We start from the raw sequence: 18,685 nt of genomic DNA, 5'->3' as shown, positions 1-18,685 counted from the left end.
GCTAGCGGCCGAGCAACTCGGCCATTACCGCGAACACCTGCTGCATGGCCGGCGCGCTGCGGCCCGGCCCACCGGCGCAATGGCCCCAGTCCGATTCGAGCACCCGCAGCTCAGCACCTGGGCTCAGCGATGCCTCGTGCCGCGCGTCCTCGACGGTGAAATACAGGTCTGTACTGCCGGGCATTAGGATGGACCGCGCGCGGATGCGACCCAGCGCTTCGGCCAGCGAGCCACCGCCGAAACTGCGGGCCGGGTCGGCCGATTGCCAGGTGTTCAGCACGCAGAGCAGGTCGTTGGCGTCCTGCTCCAAATGGTCCCGCTCCCAGTAGTCGAGCAGCGCCTCCAGGCTCTCGAAGCCCAGCTCGCGCCAAAGCTCGTGGCGATAGAAAGCCTGGGAATAGGCCCAGCCGGCATAGACGCGGCCAAAGGCACGCAGGCCGCGTTCCGGCGGCGTGGCGTAGCGACCGCCCTGCCAGGCCGCGTCGGCACACAGCGCCGCCTTCACCCCTTCGAGAAACACCCGGTTGTGCGGCCAGCAGCGCGCCGTGCAGCAGAACGGCAGGATGGCGCGCATCCGCTCGGGATAGGCCATCGCCCAGAACAGCGTCTGCATGCCGCCCATGGACCAGCCCGTCACCAGGGCGAGCTGCCAGTCGTCACCGAACAGCCGGTCGAGCAAGGCCTTCTGTGCGTGCACATTGTCCAGCAGGCTCACCTGTGGAAAGTCCGCACCTTCCTGCCCTGGCGCCGCGTTGCTCGGCGAAGTCGACCAGCCGGCGCCGAACAGGTTGGTCAGCACCACGCAGTAATCGCCGCCTGCCAGTGGCCCCTCCGCACCAAGCAGGGGCAGGCTGCCCCAATGTGTGCCGCCGTAGTAGCTCGGAATCAGCACCAGGTTGTCTCGCGCCCGGTTCGGCGTGCCTATTACCTGATAGCAAATGCGTGCATTACGCAATCGCTCGCCGCTTTCCAGGCTTATTTCGCCCAGCGCGAAAAATTTCTTTTCCCTTTTTATTTCAAGCATCTGCATGACTCCCACATCGGCGAAACGGGCAAGCAGTGGCACCAGACGTAGCCCGTTTCTATACACGCTGGCATGTATATTGGATGAAGGAATCGTGCCAGCGGTGCCAAGCGCCGCCACTCATGACTCCAAGGAGCGCAAGCAGATGACCAGCTTCCCACTCTCCTCCGTCGAGGAGCTGAAACAGCGGCTGCAGGACAAGGGCGTGAAGTACGCCATGGCCAGCTACGTCGACATGCACGGCGTGATCAAAGGCAAGTTCGTTCCGCTCGACCACCTGGGGCAGATGCTTCGCGGTTCCGAGCTGTACACCGGTGCTGCGTTGGACGGCGTGCCGCAGCAGATCAGCGATAACGAAGTGGCGGCGATGCCCGATCCAGCCAGCGCCACACAGTGCAGCTGGAACCGCAGCCTGGCCTGGTTCGCCAGTGACCTCTACCTGGACGGCAAGCCGTTCGACGCCTGCTCGCGCGGCATTCTCAAGCGCCAGACCGACGCTGCGGCCGAGATGGGCTACAGCTTCAATCTGGGCATCGAGACCGAGTTCTTCCTCTACAAGGACACCCCGGACGGCGGCTTTGCCCCGCTCAGTGATCGTGATACCGCGGCCAAGCCCTGCTACGACCCGCGCCTGTTGATGGACAACCTGCCGGTGATCGATGAGCTGGTGGAAGCCATGAACGAGATGGGCTGGGGCGTGTACTCGTTCGACCATGAAGACGCCAACGGCCAGTTCGAAACCGACTTCAAGTACGCCGACGCGCTGACCATGGCCGACCGGTTCGTGTTCTTCCGCATGATGGCCAACGAGATCGCCCGCAAGCACGGCGCCTTCGCCACCTTCATGCCCAAGCCCTCGGCGCAACGCACCGGCAGCGGTGCGCACTACAACATGTCATTGGCCGATCTGGCCTCGGGCAAGAACCTCTTCGAAGTGGATGGCGAAGACCCTCATGGCTGCGGCGTCACCCCGCTCGCTTATCACTTCATCGCCGGCGTGCTGAAACACGCCAAGGCGATCTGCGCGGTCATCGCGCCAACGGTGAACAGCTACAAGCGGCTGATCCGCAAGGGCGCCATGTCCGGCTCGACCTGGGCGCCGGTGTTCGTCTGCTACGGCAACAACAACCGCACCAATATGCTGCGCATTCCGTCCCAGGGCGCGCGGGTCGAATGCCGCGCCGCGGATATCGGCTGCAACCCCTATCTCGGCGCCGCGATGATCCTTGCCGCCGGCCTTGAAGGCATCCGCGACAAGCTCGAACCGGGCCAGCCGCACCGCGAGAACATGTACGACTACAGCGAAAAGGACGTCGCGGACATGGGCATCGAGACCCTGCCGCGCACCCTCAGCGAAGCCATCGACGCGTTCGAGGCCGATCCGCTGTCGCGCCAGGTGTTCGGCGATGCGATGTATGAAGCCTTCGTCGACTACAAGCGCGACGAATGGAATGCCTACCACACCCATGTTTCCGACTGGGAAATCCAGCGCTATCTGAAATTCTTCTGACTCGATGAAAAGGAGATTCACCATGCAAGCCAATACGTTCAAGCGGGCACTCTGTGCCGGCGCCGTGATCTTTGCAGCCCTTTCGCCTTTTGCCGCGCAGGCCGAGGAAAAGAAAAGCTTCGATATTGCCTGGACCATCTACGCCGGCTGGATGCCATGGAAGTATGCGGATGAGTCGGGAATCATGAAGAAGTGGGCCGACAAGTACGGGATCGAAGTGAACATCACCCAGGTCAACGACTACGTCGAGTCGATCAACCAGTACAGCGCCGGCCAGTTCGACGGGGTGGTCGCCACCAGCATGGATGCGCTGTCGATTCCGGCAGCCGGAGGCATCGATACCACGGCACTGATCGTCGGTGACTATTCCAACGGCAACGACGGGATGGTGATGAAGGACAGCGCCGACCTGAAGAGCCTCAAGGATCAGCAGATCCATCTGGTCGAGCTGTCGGTTTCACATTACCTGCTGGCCCAGGCGCTCGATAGCGTCGGCATGAGCGAGCGCGACGTACAGGTGGTCAACACCTCGGACGCCGATCTGGTCGCCGCATTCAGTACGGACGAGGTGCGCAATGTCGTGACATGGAACCCTCTGCTCGACGAAGTCGCCGCCACGCCCGGTGCGCACCGCACCTTCGACTCCAGCCAGATCCCCGGCCACATCAAGGACCTGACCATCGTCAACAGCGAAACCCTGGCCGACAACCCTGATTTCGGCAAAGCCGTGGTTGGCGCCTGGTATGAGGTGATGGCGATCCTGGAAAGCGACACCGAGGAAGGCGCCAAGGCGCGTGCCTCGCTGGGCCAGGCCTCCGGAACCGATCAGGCCGGGTACGAAAGCCAGCTCAAAGGCATGAAGATGTTCTGGAAGCCTGCCGACTCGCTCGCGTTCATCAACAGCCACGAGGCGTATCAGGCCATGGACAGCGTGCGCAGGTTCTCCTTCGACCACGGTCTGCTGGGCGACGGTGCGGACTCGGTAGACTTTATCGGCATCGCCATGCCTGGCGGCAAGTTGATGGGCTCGGACGCCAACGTCAAACTGCGCTTCGATACCACCTACATGCAAATGGCCGCGGACGGAAAACTCTGAATCCTCAGCCCCTGACGGGCGCCACGCGCCCGTTTCATCAGCCACGGCGCGCTGTCGCACAGCGCGTTCTGGCTGAGCCACCGCGCATCATCTGAGGCCCCACATGCGCCGGACCAAAGAAGACGCCGAACAGACCCGTCTGAAGATCATTGCCGCAGCGCTGGAATTGTTCAGCCGCAACGGTTACTCGAACACCACGCTGGCGATGATCGCCGACAGCGCCGGCTTCAGCCGCGGCCCGATCTACTGGCATTTCAAAAGCAAGGACGAACTGTACGAAGCGGTCCTGGCCTACTCCCAGGCACCGCTGGAGCAGCTCATCGCCCGCAGCCGAAAGCTGGCCGACGAGCCGCTTGTCGCGCTCGAGCACTTCATCGACGACTGGTTTCGGCTGTTGCTCGAGGACCGCTGGTATCGCCAGTCTTTCGAGATCCTGCTGAACAAGACCGAACTCACGACACAGATGGCCAGCACATTGAAGCGTGAACGCAAGCTGACCCGCGACATGGTCCAGCTGCTGGAGGCGCTCGTCGAGCGAAGTCAGCAAACCCCTGGCACCGGCAACCGCCAATCCCCACGATCGCTAGCGCTGCTGCTCTATTCGAGCCTGATGGGCATCACCCACACCTGGTTGCTGTCACCCAAGCTGTTTTCGCTCAGGGAGCAGACGCCCTTCATGGCGAGCAATCTGTTGGCGCTGGTGACGTCGCACGCTCCATCCTCAGTGACTAGCCAAGCAAGCGAGGGCGCTTGAGCTTGCTCAGCAGTGCCGGCCGCAGCGCGGCGGCGTCCAGATCGATGGTATTGATCAGCCCGGTGATCTCGGCGCGGGAAAGCGATAGCCGGCACGGCAAACCGGTGAGCAAGAGCGACTCGCCTGCCGCTTCATCGACTAACAGCACGCGGATGGTCGAGGGCGAATCCATCCGCGCGCTGAACAGCAGCGGTTCGAAATATTGTTGAACCAGGGCAAATGCCTCCGGTTGCCTGAATCGCTTCATGATGACAACTCCATTTGTCAGGCGGCGGATTCTAGCAGTGGCTTTCGCCATCGCTCTGGCTGGCAAGTGCCAACTGCAGCACAACGTGCGTCGACACTGTCAGAGCAAAACTTGCCCTACGGATGTTGCAGGAAGTCGCGCGGGCAGCCTACGCAATGGAACTGCAGCCTGACATTCGCCGGTCCTGGCAACATCCGCACTCGTTTTCCGTACCGCAGAAACGCTGAAGGCCCCGTAATCGGGGCCTTCAGGATTGCAGATGGCGGAAGCGCAGAGATTCGAACTCTGGGAAGGGTCTCCCCTTCGGCGGTTTTCAAGACCGCTGCCTTCAACCACTCGGCCACACTTCCGGATAAAGCGGGCGCAATAGTACCGGATAGAAATACACTGTCAAACACTGATGCTAGGCATCCAACTTGCCTCTGTTATGATCCGGGACAAATCGTCTCAGGCTTGAATTCATCCAAGGAGTGTCGCCATGCACGAACACGAATACGCGCTTAGCCACACGCAGGTCGAACAGCGTGAGGTCAGCAAGGTCCTGCGCAACACCTACGGGCTACTGGCCATGACGCTCGCGTTCAGCGGCCTGGTTGCCTATATGGCCATGCAGGCCAACGCGGCCTACCCGAACATCTTCGTGGTGCTGATCGGCTTCTATGGCCTGTTCTTCCTCACCGCCAAGCTGCGCAACTCGGCATGGGGCCTGGTTTCCACCTTCGCTCTGACCGGCTTCATGGGCTACACGCTCGGGCCGATCCTCAATAGGTATCTGGGTCTGGCCAATGGCGGTGAGCTGATTAGCTCGGCGCTGTCGATGACCGCTCTGGTGTTCTTCGGACTGTCGGCCTACGTGCTGATTACCCGCAAGGACATGAGCTTCCTCAGTGGCTTCATCACCGCGGGTTTCTTCGTGTTGATCGGCGCCATGCTGGCGGGCTTCTTCTTCCAGATCACCGGGCTGCAACTGGCGATCAGCGCAGGTTTCGTGCTGTTCTCCTCGGCCTGCATTCTGTTCCAGACCAGCGCCATCATCCACGGCGGCGAGCGTAACTACATCATGGCCACCATCGGCCTGTTCGTTTCGCTGTACAACCTATTCATCAGCCTGCTGCAGCTGCTGGGCATCTTCGGTGGCGACGACTGATCCGGCATCGCCTTGAACGAGCCCGCTTCGGCGGGCTTTTTCATGCCCGCAGCTGGCGTATCATGTCAGCTGTTCTGCCATGGTGCTCCGATGAAATTCGTAATCGCCCTGTTCGCTCCGCCCCATTCACCCGCTGCCCGCCGCGCGTTGCGCTTTGCCGAAGCCGTGCTCGCTGGCGGGCATGAAATCGTCCGGCTGTTCTTCTATCAGGATGGCGTGCACAGTGCTTCAGCGAACGTCGTGGCGGCACAGGACGAACTGGACGTGGCGGCTGAATGGAGCCGTTTCGTCAGCGCCAACCAGCTGGACGGCGTGGTCTGCATCGCCGCCGGCCTGCGTCGCGGCGTACTGGATGCCGGCGAAGCGCAGCGCTACCAGCGTCCGGCAGCGAACCTTGCCGCTGGCTGGGAGCTGTCGGGGCTGGGCCAGTTGCATGAAGCCGCGCAGCAGGCCGATCGGCTCGTCTGCTTCGGAGGCCAATGATGGCGCGTTCCATGCTTATCATCAGCCGTCAGGCGCCTTGGGCCGGCCCCTCTGCGCGTGAGGCACTGGATATCGTTTTGGCCGGTGGCGCTTTCGAGCTGCCGCTAGGGCTGCTGTTTCTCGATGACGGCGTGTTCCAGCTTACGAAGGCGCAGCAGGCCGCATCGCTCGAGCAGAAAGACCTGACAGCGAATCTACAGGCGCTGCCGCTGTTCGGCATCGACAGCCTGTTCGTCGCTCGCAGCAGCCTGACCGAGCGCAACCTGGATGAATCCTCTCTGGCGCTGCCGGTCGAAATCCTCGACGACGCTGGCCTGAGCACCCTGATCAACCGCTATGACCATGTGATCACGATCTGATGGCGACTCTGCATCTGCTTTCCCATTCGCCCTTCAGCGACGGCCGCTTCAACAGCTGTCTGCCGCTACTAGGCGACACCGACGCCCTGCTGCTGGCCGGCGACGCAACCTACGCCCTGACAGCCGGAACCAAACCCGCGACCGAATTGGAGCAACTGCCAGAGCAGGTCGCGCTGTTCGCACTTGAAGAAGACGTGCAGGCCCGGGCACTCGGCATGCTGCCGCCGCGCGTGCAATTGCTGGACTACGCGGGCTTCGTCGAACTGACCTGCCGTTACGAACGGATCAACAGCTGGCTATGAGCAGCCTGGTCGTGGATGGGCGCGAGATCGCGCTGGACAAGGACGGCTTTCTGGTCGATCTGAGCGACTGGAACGAAGCCGTTGCCGAAGCGCTGGCGCGCCGTGAGGAGTTGGAGCTGGAAGACGAACATCGGGAAGTGCTTCGACTGCTGCGCGAGTTCTATGCTGAATTCCAGCTGTCGCCGGCCACACGCCCGCTGATCAAGTACACCGCACTCAAGCTGGGGCCTGAAAAGGGCAACAGCATGCACCTCAACCGCCTGTTCAAGGGCGCCCCTGCCAAACTGGCCGCCAAGCTGGCCGGGCTGCCAAAACCGAGCAACTGCCTATGAGCCTCGAAACACCTGCAGAACATCCTTTCGCCGCCTTCGTGCGCATCCTTGGCAAAGGCAAGCGTGGCGCCCGCGACCTGACACGCGAAGAAGCCCGCGAAGCCATGGGCATGCTGCTCGACGGCAAGGTGGAGGACGCTCAGCTGGGCGCCTTCCTCATGTTGCTGCGGCACAAGGAAGAAAGCCCCGACGAGCTGGCGGGCTTTACCCAGGCCGTGCGTGAGCGCGTGCAGGCACCGACTATCCCGGTCGATATCGACTGGCCGACCTATGCCGGCAAGAAGCGCCACCTGCCCTGGTATCTGCTGGCAGCCAAGTGCCTGGCAGCCAATGGCATACGCATCCTCATGCACGGTGGCGGTGCCCATACTGCTGGGCGCACCTATAGCGAACAGCAGCTTGAGCTGCTGGGCATTCGTCGATGCGAGAACTGGCAACAGGTCAGCGTGGCACTGGACCAGAGCAATCTCGCGTTCATCCCGCTGGGAGCCTGGATGCCGGTGCTGCAGCGCATGATCGACATGCGCAACCTGCTCGGCCTGCGCTCGCCAATCCACTCGCTGGCGCGCCTGCTCAACCCGCTGGGCGCACGCTGCGGCCTGCAGAGCATCTTCCACCCCGGTTATCAGGATGCCCATCGCCAGGCCAGCACCCTGCTCGGCGACCACGCCATCGTCATCAAGGGCGAAGGCGGCGAGATCGAGATGAACCCGGACAACATCTCCCATCTCTACGGCACCACTGGCGGCACGCCGTGGGACGAGGAATGGCCGGCACTGTCCGAGCGGCGCCACGTGAAGCCCGCACAGCTCGACCCGCAGCAGCTGCTTGCCGTCTGGGCTGGCGAGCAGGAAGACGCCTACGGTGAACTCGCTGTGATCGCCACCATGGCCCTTGCCCTGCGAGGCCTTGGCGCGACGCGGGAGGCAGCTTTCGAGCAAGCGCAAAGCTACTGGCGCGCCCGCCATTCATCGATTTAAGCGATAGGATTAACCCGCCATTCGGTCACATCGATCGAACGATGGTTCCTAGACTGGCCTCCTATGCCGTAACAGGAGGGCACCATGGGATTACTGATCGATGGCCAGTGGCACGACCGCTGGTACGCAAGCCGCGATGGCAAATTCGAACGCGAACAGGCCAAGCGCCGGCACTGGGTCACGCCCGACGGCGCGCCCGGGCCTTACGGCCAGGGTGGCTTCCAGGCTGAGGCCGGTCGCTATCATCTCTATGTTTCGCTTGCCTGCCCGTGGGCGCATCGCACGCTGATCTACCGCAAGCTCAAGGGGCTCGAGCCGTTGATCGACGTGTCCGTGGTCAGCTGGCTGATGGCCGAGCACGGCTGGACCTTCGACAAGTCCACCGGCTCCAGCGGCGATGCGCTGGACGAAATCGACTACCTGCATCAGCGCTACACCCGTGACGATCCGAAGTACTCGGGCCGGGTCACCGTTCCCGTTCTTTGGGATCGCGAACGCCAGTGCATCGTCAACAACGAGTCTGCCGATATCATCCGCATCTTCAACAGCGCTTTCGACGAGCTGACCGGCTCTACGCTGGATTTCTACCCAGAGGCGCTGCATGGCGAAATCGATGCGCTAAACGCGCGGATCTATCCGGCGATCAACAACGGGGTCTACCGAGCAGGTTTCGCCACGACCCAGGAGGCCTACGAAGAGGCCTTCGACGAGTTGTTCCGTGAGCTCGACTGGCTGGAGCGACGCCTGGGCAAGCAGCGCTACCTGACAGGGGAGTACCTGACAGAGGCCGACTGGCGCCTGTTCACCACAGCCATTCGCTTCGACGCGGTTTACCACGGCCACTTCAAGTGCAACCTGCGCCGCATCGAGGACTATCCGAACCTGTCGAACTGGCTACGCGAGCTGTACCAGTGGCCGGGAATTGCCGAAACGGTGGATTTCACACACATCAAGAACCACTACTACGCCAGCCATCGACAGATCAACGGAAATGGCATCGTGCCGAAAGGTCCGCTTCTTGGACTGGATCGACCACATGATCGCGAGCGCCTGCGAGGCAACGGCATCTGGGTGAGATCGGAGCACAGCTAGCCTGAAACCCATACCATCGCCCAGATGTCGTGCTTCTACAAAACACCAGGTCCTGTGGGAAGCGCGCCCGCGGCGATGCGGTCACATCCGACGGCTGCCGGGGCCAGCGGATCAGTCATCCAGCTGTACCATGCTCGAGCATATGGCACATGGCAGTCTTCAGCTTCATCGGCCGCACCGGCTTGTGCATCAGCATATGGCCCAGCTCGCGGACCTGCTGCTTGAGTTCGTTGCTGTAGTTGGCGGTGATCATCAGCGCCGGTAGCGGGCTGGCGCGTCGCGCATTGACGGTGGCGACGACATCGATGCCGGTGTGGCCATTGTCCAGGTGGTAGTCGGCAATCATCAGGTCGGCCTCGGCATGGAAGTTGTCCACCTGCCGCGCCAGGTCCTCCTCGGACAGCGCCGTGATCACCTTGCAGCCCCAGCCTTCCAGCAGCGTGCGCATGCCCGCACAGATCGCCGTGTCGTTATCCAGCACCCAGACCCGGGCGCCCTGCAGCCGCTGTAGCACCAGCTCCGTGGTGCTCGGCTCAGGCCGCGCCTTGGGTGCGCGCTTGGCCAATGGTACGTCGATGGCGAAACACGAGCCGCGTCCCGGGTGCGAGCTGACCCGGATACGATGGCCCAGCATGCGCGCGATCTTCTCGACGATGGCCAGGCCAAGGCCGAGACCACGATCCTGGTTGGGACGCACGCCCTCCCCGCGTTTGAACTCCTGGAAGATTTCCTCGAGCTTGTCCGAGGCGATGCCCACGCCGGTATCCCAGACTTCGATGGACAGACTCTGCCGATGCCGACGACAACCCAGCAGTACGCGTCCTTTGGGTGTGTAGCGAATCGCGTTGGTCAGCAGATTGCGCAGGATGCGCGCGAGCAGCTGGATATCGCTGCGCACCAGTGCCGAACAGGGAATGAAGTCCAGCTGCAGCTGCTCGGCCCCGGCGATCTGGCGAAACTCCATGGCCAGGTTTTCCAACAGCTCACTGACGGCGAACGGGGCGATATCCGGTTTGATCACGCCGGCATCCAGCTTGGAAATATCGACCAGCGTGCCGAGCAGGTTCTCCACGTCTTCCAGCGAGTTGCTGATGTTGCGGATCAGCCCGCCGTTGGGCGCGCCCGGTTGTTCCAGCAAGGCGCTGGTGAACAGCCGCGCGGCGTTGAGCGGCTGCAGCAGGTCATGGCTGACCGCGGCAAGGAATTTGGTCTTGGACAGGTTGGCCACTTCCGCCTCGCGCTTGGCTTCGCGCAGCCGCGCCTCGACGTGGCTGCGCTCGTCGATCTCGCGCAGCAGCTGGTCGTTGAGGCTGGTCAGCTCGGCAGTGCGCTCACGCACCCGCTGTTCGAGATTCTGATAGGCCTGGTGCAACGCCTCGGCGGTCCGCCGGCGATCAGTGATGTCCTGAATCAGCACGAAAATGCCGGCCACTTCGCCATTGGCCTGCCGGTTCGGCACATAGGAGCGCAGCATATAGCGCTGCTGGCCGGCATGGTTGCGCTCGGCCATCTCGAAGCTGACACTCTCGCCCGACAGTGCGCGATCAATGTAGGGCTCCAGTTGCCGCCAGTGCTCGCCGCTGTGGACCTCGCGCAGCGACTGGCCGAGCATGCCGTCGCTGGGCCAGCGATACCATTCCTCGTAGACCTTGTTGGTGAACTCGTAGGTGAGATCGGCCGAGACGTAGGCGATCAGCGCCGGCACATGGTCGGTGATCAGGCGAATCCAGCGCTCGCTCTCGCGCAGCGCCTCGGCATGGCGGTAGCGCTCGGTGATGTCAGTGAAGGTATTGACGAAGCCGCCGGTGGGCAGCGCATGGGTGCGAATTTCCAGCACGCGGCCATCGAAGAGGCGCTGCTCCAGCTCGCGGATCGGCCGGCCGCGGGCGTCACGACTGTTGGGTGTGAGCAGGGTCAGCTCGCTGTCGGCCATGACCTCCTCGAACGGTCGATGTGCCTCGATCGGCGCCAGCCCGCAGAGTTCGAGAAAGCGCCGGTTCCACAGCTCCAGCGCACCCTCGGCGCTGACCATCGCAACACCCTGGGACAGGTTGTCCACCGCGCGCTGCAACAGCCTCGACTTCTGCGCCAGCGCCTGCTCGCGACGCATGGTCTCGCTGACTTTCACCTCGGTGATGTCGGTGTAGAGAATCACCAGCCCGCCTTCACGGGTCGGTCGCTCGCTGACCTGCACCCAACGGCCGTTGTTCAGTCGATACACCGTGGGCTCATCGCCCTTGCCGCGGTGTTCCTCGACGATCAGTCCGGTGCTTTCCGCCAGCCGGCGGACCTCGGCCAGCCGCGTGCCGGCGTTGATGCGCGCGCGCGTGCGCGTCCATAGCGACTTGAAGCGACGGTTGAACAGGACGATGCGCTGATCCCGGTCGAACAGCACGAAGGCGTCGGAAATGCTTTCGATGGCGTCTACCAGGTGCTGGTGCGCGGTTTCCGCACGCAGCCGCGCATCGCTGAGCAACTGGTTGCTGCCCTTGAGCTCGGCCATCGCCTGGTTCAACGCGTCGGTGCGCTCGCGCACCTGCTCGGCCAGTTCCACCGAATGCTGGAACGCCGCATAGGATGCATCCCGTCCGGCGCCACTGGATTCGACGCGCTCGATCAGTGCAGCGTTGATGCGTTTGAGCTTGAGGTTTTCGCGCTCGAGTTCGGCCTGGCGCGCCAGCAGCTCAGCGACCTGCCCGGCCTCCGGGTCGGCCAATGGCGACACCGGTGAAGGTCTGGTTGATGTGCATGCCATTGAACTGCTCTCCGTAGGTGTTGAAGCCGATCACCTGCTGGCGTCGGAGAAAAGCCGAGGTCTGTTCGCTGGTGTCGTTGCCCTCGATTTCCAGCCGGCGCAGAAAGCAGTCGCAACCAATGGTCAACAGCGGCGGCCCGAGGCGCTGTTCCAGCCGCTCGAACAGGGCTTCCAGATTCGGCATCAGCGGACCGGGTTCCATGGCGGTGAGCACGATGCCGTTCTCCACCGCGCAATAGAAGGTCAGGCTCATGTCCTCGTTGACCTTCTGGATCGAGCGCACGTAGTAATGCTCGTTGATCCGCACCGCCAAGGGATGGGCGGCGAACAGACGGTGATCGAGATCGCTGACCGGCACACCGATCAGCCGGGCGTATTCCTCGGCGGCCGGCTCGGCGTTCAGCTCGTAGACCCGCCTGCTGTTGCTGTCGGCGCGGGTCACGACCAGTTTGTCTTCGAGTGGCAGGATGTGATGGGTGGTGAACACCTCGAAATCCAGCCAGGTGTTGATCAGCACCACGATCGCCGCACCGCTGTAGAACCGGCCGTCGTAATAGACGTAGGTATCGCTGAGGTGATTGTCGTCGCCAGCCGAACCGCCGAAATGCGGAATGCTGCCGAACGCGGCGCTAAGCGCAGACAACACGATCTCCTCACGGCTGGACAGCCCGTCGAGCAGCGTCAGCGCAAAGCTGTGGTCCTTGATCGGCGCCAGCGAGTTGCTGCGGCAGTCGCTACCCAGGCGTTCGACCAATTGCTGTGCCTCGATCAGGCTGAAGCGATCCATCTCGTCGATCAGCTCGCAGGCGATGGAAAAGCTTCGATGGTCGAAGCCGACTGCCGTCACGCAGCTGCGCCCATAGCCCTGAGAGGTGATCTCGCCCGCCGAGGTGCAACCGACCAGACGCACGCCACCGAAGTATTGGCGCAGCGCATCGCCCAGCGCCGGCAGGTCGTATTCCGCCGAACAGAAGAACAGCACGAAGCCCAGATGCGGGTGCATCAGTTGGCGCGCCAGGTCCTGCGCCACCGTTTCGGGTAGCCGGGCCTCGGACATCGCCGTGCGGATCACTTCGCCTTGTTCATCGGTCACGCACGATACCCCGCACCACTTGAATCGGATGACCCCATTCTTGGGCAGGGCATATGGGACGAAAATGCTACTTGAGTACCGGTAAAGGCCTGCCTAGGTAGTATCGCGACGAAACAACGCAGCGCTGCGATGCTAGTTCAGCTGAAGTGGCCACAGTGTCGGTTCCCGTCCACCAGCCATCCTCTGCACCGCGAACCAAACGGTGTCCATCCCGATCAGGCCTGGCCTCGACGCACGCTGGCCATGTCAAGTGATGCACAGATGCAGAAAGGCCGGCCCCTTACGGGTGCCGGCCTTTCTCGTGGTTGCGCAGAGATCATCACTGCGCACAGGGCGTGGGATACGCTCAACGTACGTCCCACTGCCGATGCAACGGATGGAGCGACCTACGGTTCGACGTCCATCCGCGCCCTGCTGATCGCCTCGCTTAGAAGCTCAGCGCCGCGCCCACTGCGAAGGTGCGGGTTTCTTCGTCCAGTGCCGGGCTGTCCTTGCCTTCGATCTCGAACTGGTTCAGTTCGGCGACCAGGGTCAGGTTGTCGTTGATGCTGTGGAACAGGGCGATACCGCGGGTCTCGTAATCGGCCTCACCGCCCAGACCGTTGCCATCATCCTTGGTCTGACCGTAGGACAGCGCCACGCGGTTCTTGCCGAAGCGGTAGGAACCCTGCAGCAGGTAGCCGTCGCTATCCACCTCTCGCAGTAAAGCCTTGTTGGCGTTGTTGGTGAAAAACGGGTTGATACCTTCGGCCTGGAAGCCCGAGGCGGTCAGCGACAGGTTGCCCATCTTGGCCTGTACGCCATAGCCCAGGCCTTTCGAGTCAACTTTCTCGATGCTGCTGTCGGTATTGTCCGAGCTCTGCTGCATGCCGTTGATCCAGGTGTAGAACTGGGTGCCGCCCAGCTCGAACTCGTATGTCACCTCGGTCTCGAAACGCGGTGCGTCCTGGTAAGCCTTGTCCAAATCGCTTCCCGGCACCGTTGGGTCATCCGCCACTTCAGTCGTATCGACAGGATCCATGATGCCCGCAGCGATGCGCAGACCATTCATCTTCGGCGAGCGGTAGGTGATCTGCGAGGTCGGGAACGGGTACGGGTAACCGGTACCGATGTTGCCGAAGGACACGCCGCCGCCATCGACCAGGCCCAGGGTATCGCTGACCTGACCGTAACCGCTGAGCAGTTCGTCGAGCAGGATGTTGGAACGACCGAACAGGCCGAAGTCCTTACCGAACAGCACTTCACCCCATTGCTCGTTGCCAGCAGTGGCATAGAACTGACGAACATCGATGCCGGTTTCGGTGCCGTTGGTGTCACTGTCGTTGATCGTTACCCAGAAGGAAGAGCGGCCGCCCAGCTTGAGGTCGCCGACCTGCTTGCCGAAGTTGAAGCCGATCCAGTTGGGCAGGAAGCCCATCTTCACCCGCGACTGCTTGCGATCGAACTGCTCGCCGGCACGCTCTACGTCGCTGTGAACGTAGAAGGTGTTGAAGTAACCATCGGTGGAAAAGGTGGTGTCGTCCTGATCGTAAAGCACGATTTCGGCGACAGCCGACTGGCTTACGGTCATGGCGACGGCACTGGCCAGGACCAGTGGCAACAGGGTTGATACGGCTTTCTTGTTGTTGTGCATGGCGCTCTCCGCGGTTTTGACGACAAGCAGTCGTGACGGGAGCGATTATCGAAAGGCCATCCGAGCGCACATACGCTGCGATGGCGGCGAAAGGCTAGTACTTTCGCCCGGGGTGTCGTCTTGCATGTAAAGCATCTCATCCGACCGCCAGACGCACGAGGCTTAGGTCGTACACCCAAAGCAGCGCGCCACCATACCCCGGCACAAGCCACGGCAGCCCGCCGTAAACGGCTGGCCATCGAGTTGCATTGTCGGGGTTGAATGGGCGGGTGATGTGGGACGCTGAGGTACCGTCAGCAACGATGCCAACGCGTGTCGGGCGCTTCAGCATTGGCGACCACATGCCAGCCGCCTTCGGCATCGCGCAGCGCCTGTAGCTGAGTACGGATAGCTCGGGCATCGAGGTTGGCCGACGCCGCAGCCACCGCCTCCGGGTGATCACCATCGAAGCCGGCCAGGTGCGCCTGCCATAACGACTCGGCGCGGTGGCGCAGGTCGCCGTCGTGGTCGCCGGTCGAGGGATCAGCTGCAGCGACTTCAACCAGAGTGCCGGCAAAGCCGTCGAGGAAGGTTTCGATATGGGCGAGGATCTCACTGGCAGATGCGCTGGGAGACTGCACCGCGAAAACGATGCCTGGGCACTCGCCGAACTGACGATAGCCACAGAACACCGCATAGCCGAGTTGCAGTTCGCTGCGCAGTCGACGGAAGAACGCGCCTTCCATCAATCGCGCCAGGCGGCGCCAGCTCGCCTCGATGAAGACTGTCCGAAGCGGTAGCGGACAGAACAGCACCAACGCGGTTTCCACGCCAGGCTGACCGAAGCGCGACCAGCAATAACGCGGTGTGCTTTCGTGGTACTGACCGGCACCGGGTCCGGCCAGCCCAGGCAGCTCAGCCAGTACCCTCTGCAACGGGCCACTCAGATGCCGAGGCAGCCCCACTGCCAATGCATCCCAATGGGACTGATGCCAGGCTTGATCGAGTGCGTGCTGGTCCAGCGATGCATCACCGTCTCGTGCGGCTCCCGCGAGCAGGAGCGGCAGGCGGCGCAGCAGTTGCCGTATCAGTATCTCGTCGGCACCTGACGTCACGGACTCGTAGCGCAGGCGGTGTCCTTCATTGAAAGCAGCCGGCGACGGCGCTTTGAGGATGTCGGTCAGGTCACGAAGAATTACTGGCAACGCTTCGGCATAACCGCACAGCCTCAGGCACCAGCTATGCCCATGGTCATCGAAATGCAGCTCGAGACCGGCTTGCGCCGCAGCGATGGTATGCCTGCGTAGCGCCGCGTGCAGCGTATGCCAGAGCCCTGCCGGCGGCCGGCCCGCGGCAAACCGCCAACGCAGGTATAGCGCGCCCTGCCCTGCAGCATCGGCGTGTTCGACCCAGCGCATGGATGGTATCTGCAACGCCGCCACGCCCGGTTGCATGCGCTCACTGAGCCAAGGATTGCGTTCCGGCAGGCGCCATTGCCATCCAGTCCTGTCTGACGGTGGCAACTGCTCGGCGACCAGGTCCAGCTCGAACCCAGCCTTTACCGGCTCGATGCGCTTAGTCCGAGCGCGACCTTCGCCGTCCACCGTCAATACGATCGGCCTGCTCGCATGAAGCTGCGCACCCAGCATCTCAAGCGCCTGCTGCACACGATTCGTATCGATCGACGGCGTCCAGGCAGCCGGGTCAATCCAGTAGCGCAACAGGGCCAGCGGCTCCTTGCCCATGAGTCCGCGCTGACGGATCTGCGCGTACTCACCCCAGAGCTCTGACCAGGCTGCCTGCGTGCTCATGAAATGCAGCCAGTCACGCACTGCGGCAACCATCTGCGCGCGTTCCGCCATGCCGCGTTCGGTCAACTGCACCTCGAAGACGGCCACACCCTGCCCGTCATGCCAGTACGGCACCCGCAACGAGACGGCATCGCACCAGTGGGCGTCGCTGAGGGTTTGGAAAAGACTCCGGTCGGCTTGCGAGCTCAACCATGAGCCGAGCACATCCAGCGCCACGCAGGCTTCATCCGGCAGCCCATCGAGGGCGAAAGCGATATCCAGATACGGTCGCGCGCCATCGACGCTCAGACGCAAGGTGCCGCCATCATCGGCGCGCAGTGGCTGTATCGGCCTCGCGACGATCGGTGCGACCGGTAGCTGGCATTCATCGCTCTGCAGCAGTTCCAGCACCTGCTCAAGGCTGCAGGGTGCGGCGACCAGCAGTTCCATCTGCCCGGTTTGATAGAAGTGCTGGTGATAGCCCGTCAGCGCTTTCTGGAACGCTGGCGCCTCTACCGGCAGCGTTTCGCGATTGCCCGCATGAAACCCTGAAAAGGGATGCGCGCAGCTCAGTGCCGTACCGATCGCGGCGTCGCACAGGGTCTCCCGGTCCCGCCCCCGTGCCAGGAATTCGGCCTGCAACACCTCGCGTTCGCGCGACTGCGCCGCAGGATCGAGCAGCGGCCGGGCGAGCATGTCGAGCAGGCGTTTGAGGGCTTCGCCGAAGGCAGCGGCAGGCACCTGGAAGAAGAAGTCGGTATGACGCTCACGGGTCGATGCGTTCAATTGCCCGGCGCAACCCTGCACGAACGGCATCAGGCCCTGGGTTGGCGCATAGGCCTGGCTACCCAGGAACAGCAGGTGCTCGAGAAAATGCGCAAGCCCTGGGTATTCGCCCGGCGCATCGTGTGCGCCGGCGTTCACGCGAACGAGGGCTGCTGCCTGACTGCCCGCTGGGAGCTGGATAAAGCCCAGCCGCAGGCCATTGGGCAGGAGGTGCCACTGCGGTAACACGGCAGGCGGAACGCTGTCTGGCGTCATGGATCGATCTCCTGTTGCCGGACAGCTGTGCGCATGACTCAGGTATCCAGCTCGCCGGCCAGGAACTGGCGCAGACGGCGCTGCATCAGCTTGCCGGAACTGCCGAGGCAGGCGATCGGCGTACCCGCCAGCGCTTCACGACCCAGTTCGGCCGCCTCCCCGGCCAAAGCCAAGGAGCAATCAAGCGCGAGGGACAGCTTGTTGAGCTGGCGCAACTGCGCCTCGCCATGGGGAACGTTGGAGAACAGCACCAGCCCCTGCGGTTTCATCTTGTCGCAGACTAGCGCGAGTTCTTCCAGCGGCTGCCCGATCGGCAACACGCTGACGGCCAGGCTGTCGCCACTGAGCATCAGACCTGCCACGAGCAATTCAAGCTCGCGACACTGCCCCGGCATCGCGGCGAGCAGTACGCGCTCGCCAGCCGGCATACGGGCCAGCTGCAGCCGCTGCAGCGCCCGGGCACGAAGGAAGGCATCGAGAAACAGCCACTCGCTGGTACCGCCAAATTCCTCCTGACGCAGCAGCAGCTCCTGCCACACCGGCAACAGGACATCCTGAAACACCACAGCCAGTGGATAGGTGGAGAATATCTGGCCGTATAGCTGCTCCAGTCGCACCTCGTCGAAACCATTCACCGCATCACGCAGTTGCCCCTGCCACTCGTTCCACTCGCTACTGGGGGTTGCGGTCGGTTCCTCTGCCTCGCGGGTCGCTGCGCTGCGCGCCAGTATGCTGCCGACCTTGCTTACCGCCACGCCACGCTCGGTCCAGGAAAGAATGCTGCGAACCGCCTCCACGTCGGCCATCGAGTACAGGCGATGGCCGCTCTCGGTCCGGGTCGGCCGGATCAGCCCGTAGCGGCGCTCCCACGCGCGCAGGGTGACCGGGTTGACCCCGGTCAGGCGGGAAACTTCACGGATAGGGAATAGATCCTGCTGCTCGAAGGCGCTCGAGGCCAGGTTCGAAGCGCCGGAAGAATCGGTCATGGGGCGGCTCGCTGGAAAAGAATGCCGAGATTGTAACCCAGCGTTTCGCAGCATACCCTCTACAAACTTTGTACAAACGCAA

The 18,685-nt window shown here is 62.7% G+C and carries 17 protein-coding genes and 1 tRNA gene; 10 read left to right on the top strand and 8 right to left on the bottom strand.

Annotated elements, in window-relative coordinates; genetic code table 11:
• Nucleotide 1 precedes the first annotated feature (1 nt).
• A complete protein-coding gene (locus BM275_RS05870; protein WP_044314909.1) occupies nucleotides 2-1,024 on the bottom strand; it encodes an alpha/beta fold hydrolase in 1,023 nt (340 codons plus the stop codon).
• A 145-nt stretch (nucleotides 1,025-1,169) separates the two neighbouring features.
• Between BM275_RS05870 and glnT the strand changes: the two genes are divergently transcribed.
• The 3 genes from glnT (at nucleotide 1,170) to BM275_RS05855 (ending at nucleotide 4,384) form a co-directional block, all read left to right on the top strand.
• A complete protein-coding gene (glnT, locus tag BM275_RS05865) occupies nucleotides 1,170-2,534 on the top strand; it encodes a type III glutamate--ammonia ligase (protein ID WP_090519923.1) in 1,365 nt (454 codons plus the stop codon).
• Between the two features lie 22 nt (nucleotides 2,535-2,556).
• A complete protein-coding gene (locus BM275_RS05860; protein ID WP_090519918.1) occupies nucleotides 2,557-3,630 on the top strand; it encodes a putative urea ABC transporter substrate-binding protein in 1,074 nt (357 codons plus the stop codon).
• 103 nt (nucleotides 3,631-3,733) lie between these two features.
• A complete protein-coding gene (locus tag BM275_RS05855; protein WP_090519913.1) occupies nucleotides 3,734-4,384 on the top strand; it encodes a TetR family transcriptional regulator in 651 nt (216 codons plus the stop codon).
• On the opposite strand, the gene BM275_RS05850 is transcribed toward BM275_RS05855, so the two are convergent.
• Together BM275_RS05850 and BM275_RS05845 are read right to left on the bottom strand one after the other, a co-directional pair.
• Nucleotides 4,359-4,631, bottom strand: coding sequence for a DUF1652 domain-containing protein (locus BM275_RS05850; RefSeq protein ID WP_041013998.1), 273 nt, complete (start codon nucleotides 4,629-4,631; stop codon nucleotides 4,359-4,361). The genes BM275_RS05855 and BM275_RS05850 overlap by 26 nt on opposite strands.
• A gap of 260 nt (nucleotides 4,632-4,891) precedes the next feature.
• Nucleotides 4,892-4,981: transfer RNA gene (locus BM275_RS05845), tRNA-Ser, on the bottom strand.
• A 128-nt stretch (nucleotides 4,982-5,109) separates the two neighbouring features.
• Between BM275_RS05845 and BM275_RS05840 the strand changes: the two genes are divergently transcribed.
• From BM275_RS05840 to BM275_RS05810, 7 genes are all read left to right on the top strand, one after another.
• On the top strand, nucleotides 5,110-5,778 hold the full coding sequence (locus BM275_RS05840; protein ID WP_090519909.1) for a Bax inhibitor-1/YccA family protein: 669 nt from the start codon (nucleotides 5,110-5,112) through the stop codon (nucleotides 5,776-5,778).
• Nucleotides 5,779-5,868: 90 nt separating this feature from the next.
• Nucleotides 5,869-6,261, top strand: coding sequence for a sulfurtransferase complex subunit TusD (gene tusD, locus BM275_RS05835; protein WP_003284508.1), 393 nt, complete (start codon nucleotides 5,869-5,871; stop codon nucleotides 6,259-6,261).
• Nucleotides 6,261-6,620, top strand: coding sequence for a sulfurtransferase complex subunit TusC (gene tusC, locus BM275_RS05830; RefSeq protein WP_090519907.1), 360 nt, complete (start codon nucleotides 6,261-6,263; stop codon nucleotides 6,618-6,620). The genes tusD and tusC overlap by 1 nt, the downstream gene beginning before the upstream one ends.
• The gene (gene tusB, locus BM275_RS05825) at nucleotides 6,620-6,922 is read left to right on the top strand and encodes a sulfurtransferase complex subunit TusB (protein WP_041014000.1); all 303 of its coding nucleotides are present in this window, start codon (nucleotides 6,620-6,622) and stop codon (nucleotides 6,920-6,922) included. The genes tusC and tusB overlap by 1 nt, the downstream gene beginning before the upstream one ends.
• The gene (locus tag BM275_RS05820) at nucleotides 6,919-7,254 is read left to right on the top strand and encodes a TusE/DsrC/DsvC family sulfur relay protein (protein ID WP_003284512.1); all 336 of its coding nucleotides are present in this window, start codon (nucleotides 6,919-6,921) and stop codon (nucleotides 7,252-7,254) included. Before tusB ends, BM275_RS05820 begins: the two co-directional genes overlap by 4 nt.
• Nucleotides 7,251-8,234, top strand: a complete 984-nt coding sequence (locus BM275_RS05815) for a glycosyl transferase family protein (RefSeq protein ID WP_090519901.1) — start codon at nucleotides 7,251-7,253, stop codon at nucleotides 8,232-8,234. Before BM275_RS05820 ends, BM275_RS05815 begins: the two co-directional genes overlap by 4 nt.
• A gap of 84 nt (nucleotides 8,235-8,318) precedes the next feature.
• Nucleotides 8,319-9,326: a glutathione S-transferase family protein gene (locus BM275_RS05810; RefSeq protein WP_090519898.1), complete on the top strand. Its 1,008-nt coding sequence runs from the start codon at nucleotides 8,319-8,321 to the stop codon at nucleotides 9,324-9,326.
• Between the two features lie 115 nt (nucleotides 9,327-9,441).
• Here BM275_RS05810 and nahK read toward each other — a convergent pair whose 3' ends face one another.
• The 5 genes from nahK to BM275_RS05785 form a co-directional block, all read right to left on the bottom strand.
• Nucleotides 9,442-12,042 carry a hybrid sensor histidine kinase/response regulator NahK/ErcS' gene (gene nahK, locus BM275_RS05805; protein ID WP_090519895.1) on the bottom strand — a complete coding sequence of 867 codons (2,601 nt, stop codon included), beginning with the start codon at nucleotides 12,040-12,042 and terminating at the stop codon, nucleotides 9,442-9,444.
• The gene (gene nosP / locus BM275_RS05800) at nucleotides 12,011-13,174 is read right to left on the bottom strand and encodes a nitric oxide-sensing protein NosP (RefSeq protein ID WP_003284516.1); all 1,164 of its coding nucleotides are present in this window, start codon (nucleotides 13,172-13,174) and stop codon (nucleotides 12,011-12,013) included. Before nosP ends, nahK begins: the two co-directional genes overlap by 32 nt.
• Nucleotides 13,175-13,601: 427 nt before the next feature.
• The gene (locus tag BM275_RS05795; protein WP_090519893.1) at nucleotides 13,602-14,807 is read right to left on the bottom strand and encodes a porin; all 1,206 of its coding nucleotides are present in this window, start codon (nucleotides 14,805-14,807) and stop codon (nucleotides 13,602-13,604) included.
• Nucleotides 14,808-15,100: 293 nt separating this feature from the next.
• Entirely contained in the window at nucleotides 15,101-17,617 is a 2,517-nt protein-coding gene (gene pqqF / locus BM275_RS05790; protein WP_090519890.1) for a pyrroloquinoline quinone biosynthesis protein PqqF, read from the bottom strand.
• Nucleotides 17,618-17,655: 38 nt separating this feature from the next.
• Complete coding sequence (locus tag BM275_RS05785) at nucleotides 17,656-18,603, bottom strand: MerR family transcriptional regulator (RefSeq protein WP_090519887.1); 948 nt, start codon at nucleotides 18,601-18,603, stop codon at nucleotides 17,656-17,658.
• Nucleotides 18,604-18,685 lie beyond the last annotated feature (82 nt).

Origin of the sequence: Stutzerimonas kunmingensis (assembly GCF_900114065.1) — a bacterium.
Classification (GTDB): Bacteria; Pseudomonadota; Gammaproteobacteria; order Pseudomonadales; family Pseudomonadaceae; genus Stutzerimonas; species Stutzerimonas kunmingensis.
Note: the sequence above shows the minus strand (reverse complement) of the source record. Positions and strands in the feature narration are given on the sequence as shown.

Coding starts and splice junctions, on each gene's coding strand:
- BM275_RS05810 (WP_090519898.1), top strand. CDS start 8,319: ATGGGATTACTGATCGATGGCCAGTGGCACGACCGCTGGTACGCAAGC.
- BM275_RS05815 (WP_090519901.1), top strand. CDS start 7,251: ATGAGCCTCGAAACACCTGCAGAACATCCTTTCGCCGCCTTCGTGCGC.
- BM275_RS05870 (WP_044314909.1), bottom strand. CDS start 1,024: ATGCTTGAAATAAAAAGGGAAAAGAAATTTTTCGCGCTGGGCGAAATA.
- tusB (WP_041014000.1), top strand. CDS start 6,620: ATGGCGACTCTGCATCTGCTTTCCCATTCGCCCTTCAGCGACGGCCGC.
- glnT (WP_090519923.1), top strand. CDS start 1,170: ATGACCAGCTTCCCACTCTCCTCCGTCGAGGAGCTGAAACAGCGGCTG.
- BM275_RS05820 (WP_003284512.1), top strand. CDS start 6,919: ATGAGCAGCCTGGTCGTGGATGGGCGCGAGATCGCGCTGGACAAGGAC.
- pqqF (WP_090519890.1), bottom strand. CDS start 17,617: ATGACGCCAGACAGCGTTCCGCCTGCCGTGTTACCGCAGTGGCACCTC.
- tusC (WP_090519907.1), top strand. CDS start 6,261: ATGGCGCGTTCCATGCTTATCATCAGCCGTCAGGCGCCTTGGGCCGGC.
- tusD (WP_003284508.1), top strand. CDS start 5,869: ATGAAATTCGTAATCGCCCTGTTCGCTCCGCCCCATTCACCCGCTGCC.
- BM275_RS05860 (WP_090519918.1), top strand. CDS start 2,557: ATGCAAGCCAATACGTTCAAGCGGGCACTCTGTGCCGGCGCCGTGATC.
- BM275_RS05795 (WP_090519893.1), bottom strand. CDS start 14,807: ATGCACAACAACAAGAAAGCCGTATCAACCCTGTTGCCACTGGTCCTG.
- BM275_RS05785 (WP_090519887.1), bottom strand. CDS start 18,603: ATGACCGATTCTTCCGGCGCTTCGAACCTGGCCTCGAGCGCCTTCGAG.
- BM275_RS05840 (WP_090519909.1), top strand. CDS start 5,110: ATGCACGAACACGAATACGCGCTTAGCCACACGCAGGTCGAACAGCGT.
- BM275_RS05855 (WP_090519913.1), top strand. CDS start 3,734: ATGCGCCGGACCAAAGAAGACGCCGAACAGACCCGTCTGAAGATCATT.
- BM275_RS05850 (WP_041013998.1), bottom strand. CDS start 4,631: ATGAAGCGATTCAGGCAACCGGAGGCATTTGCCCTGGTTCAACAATAT.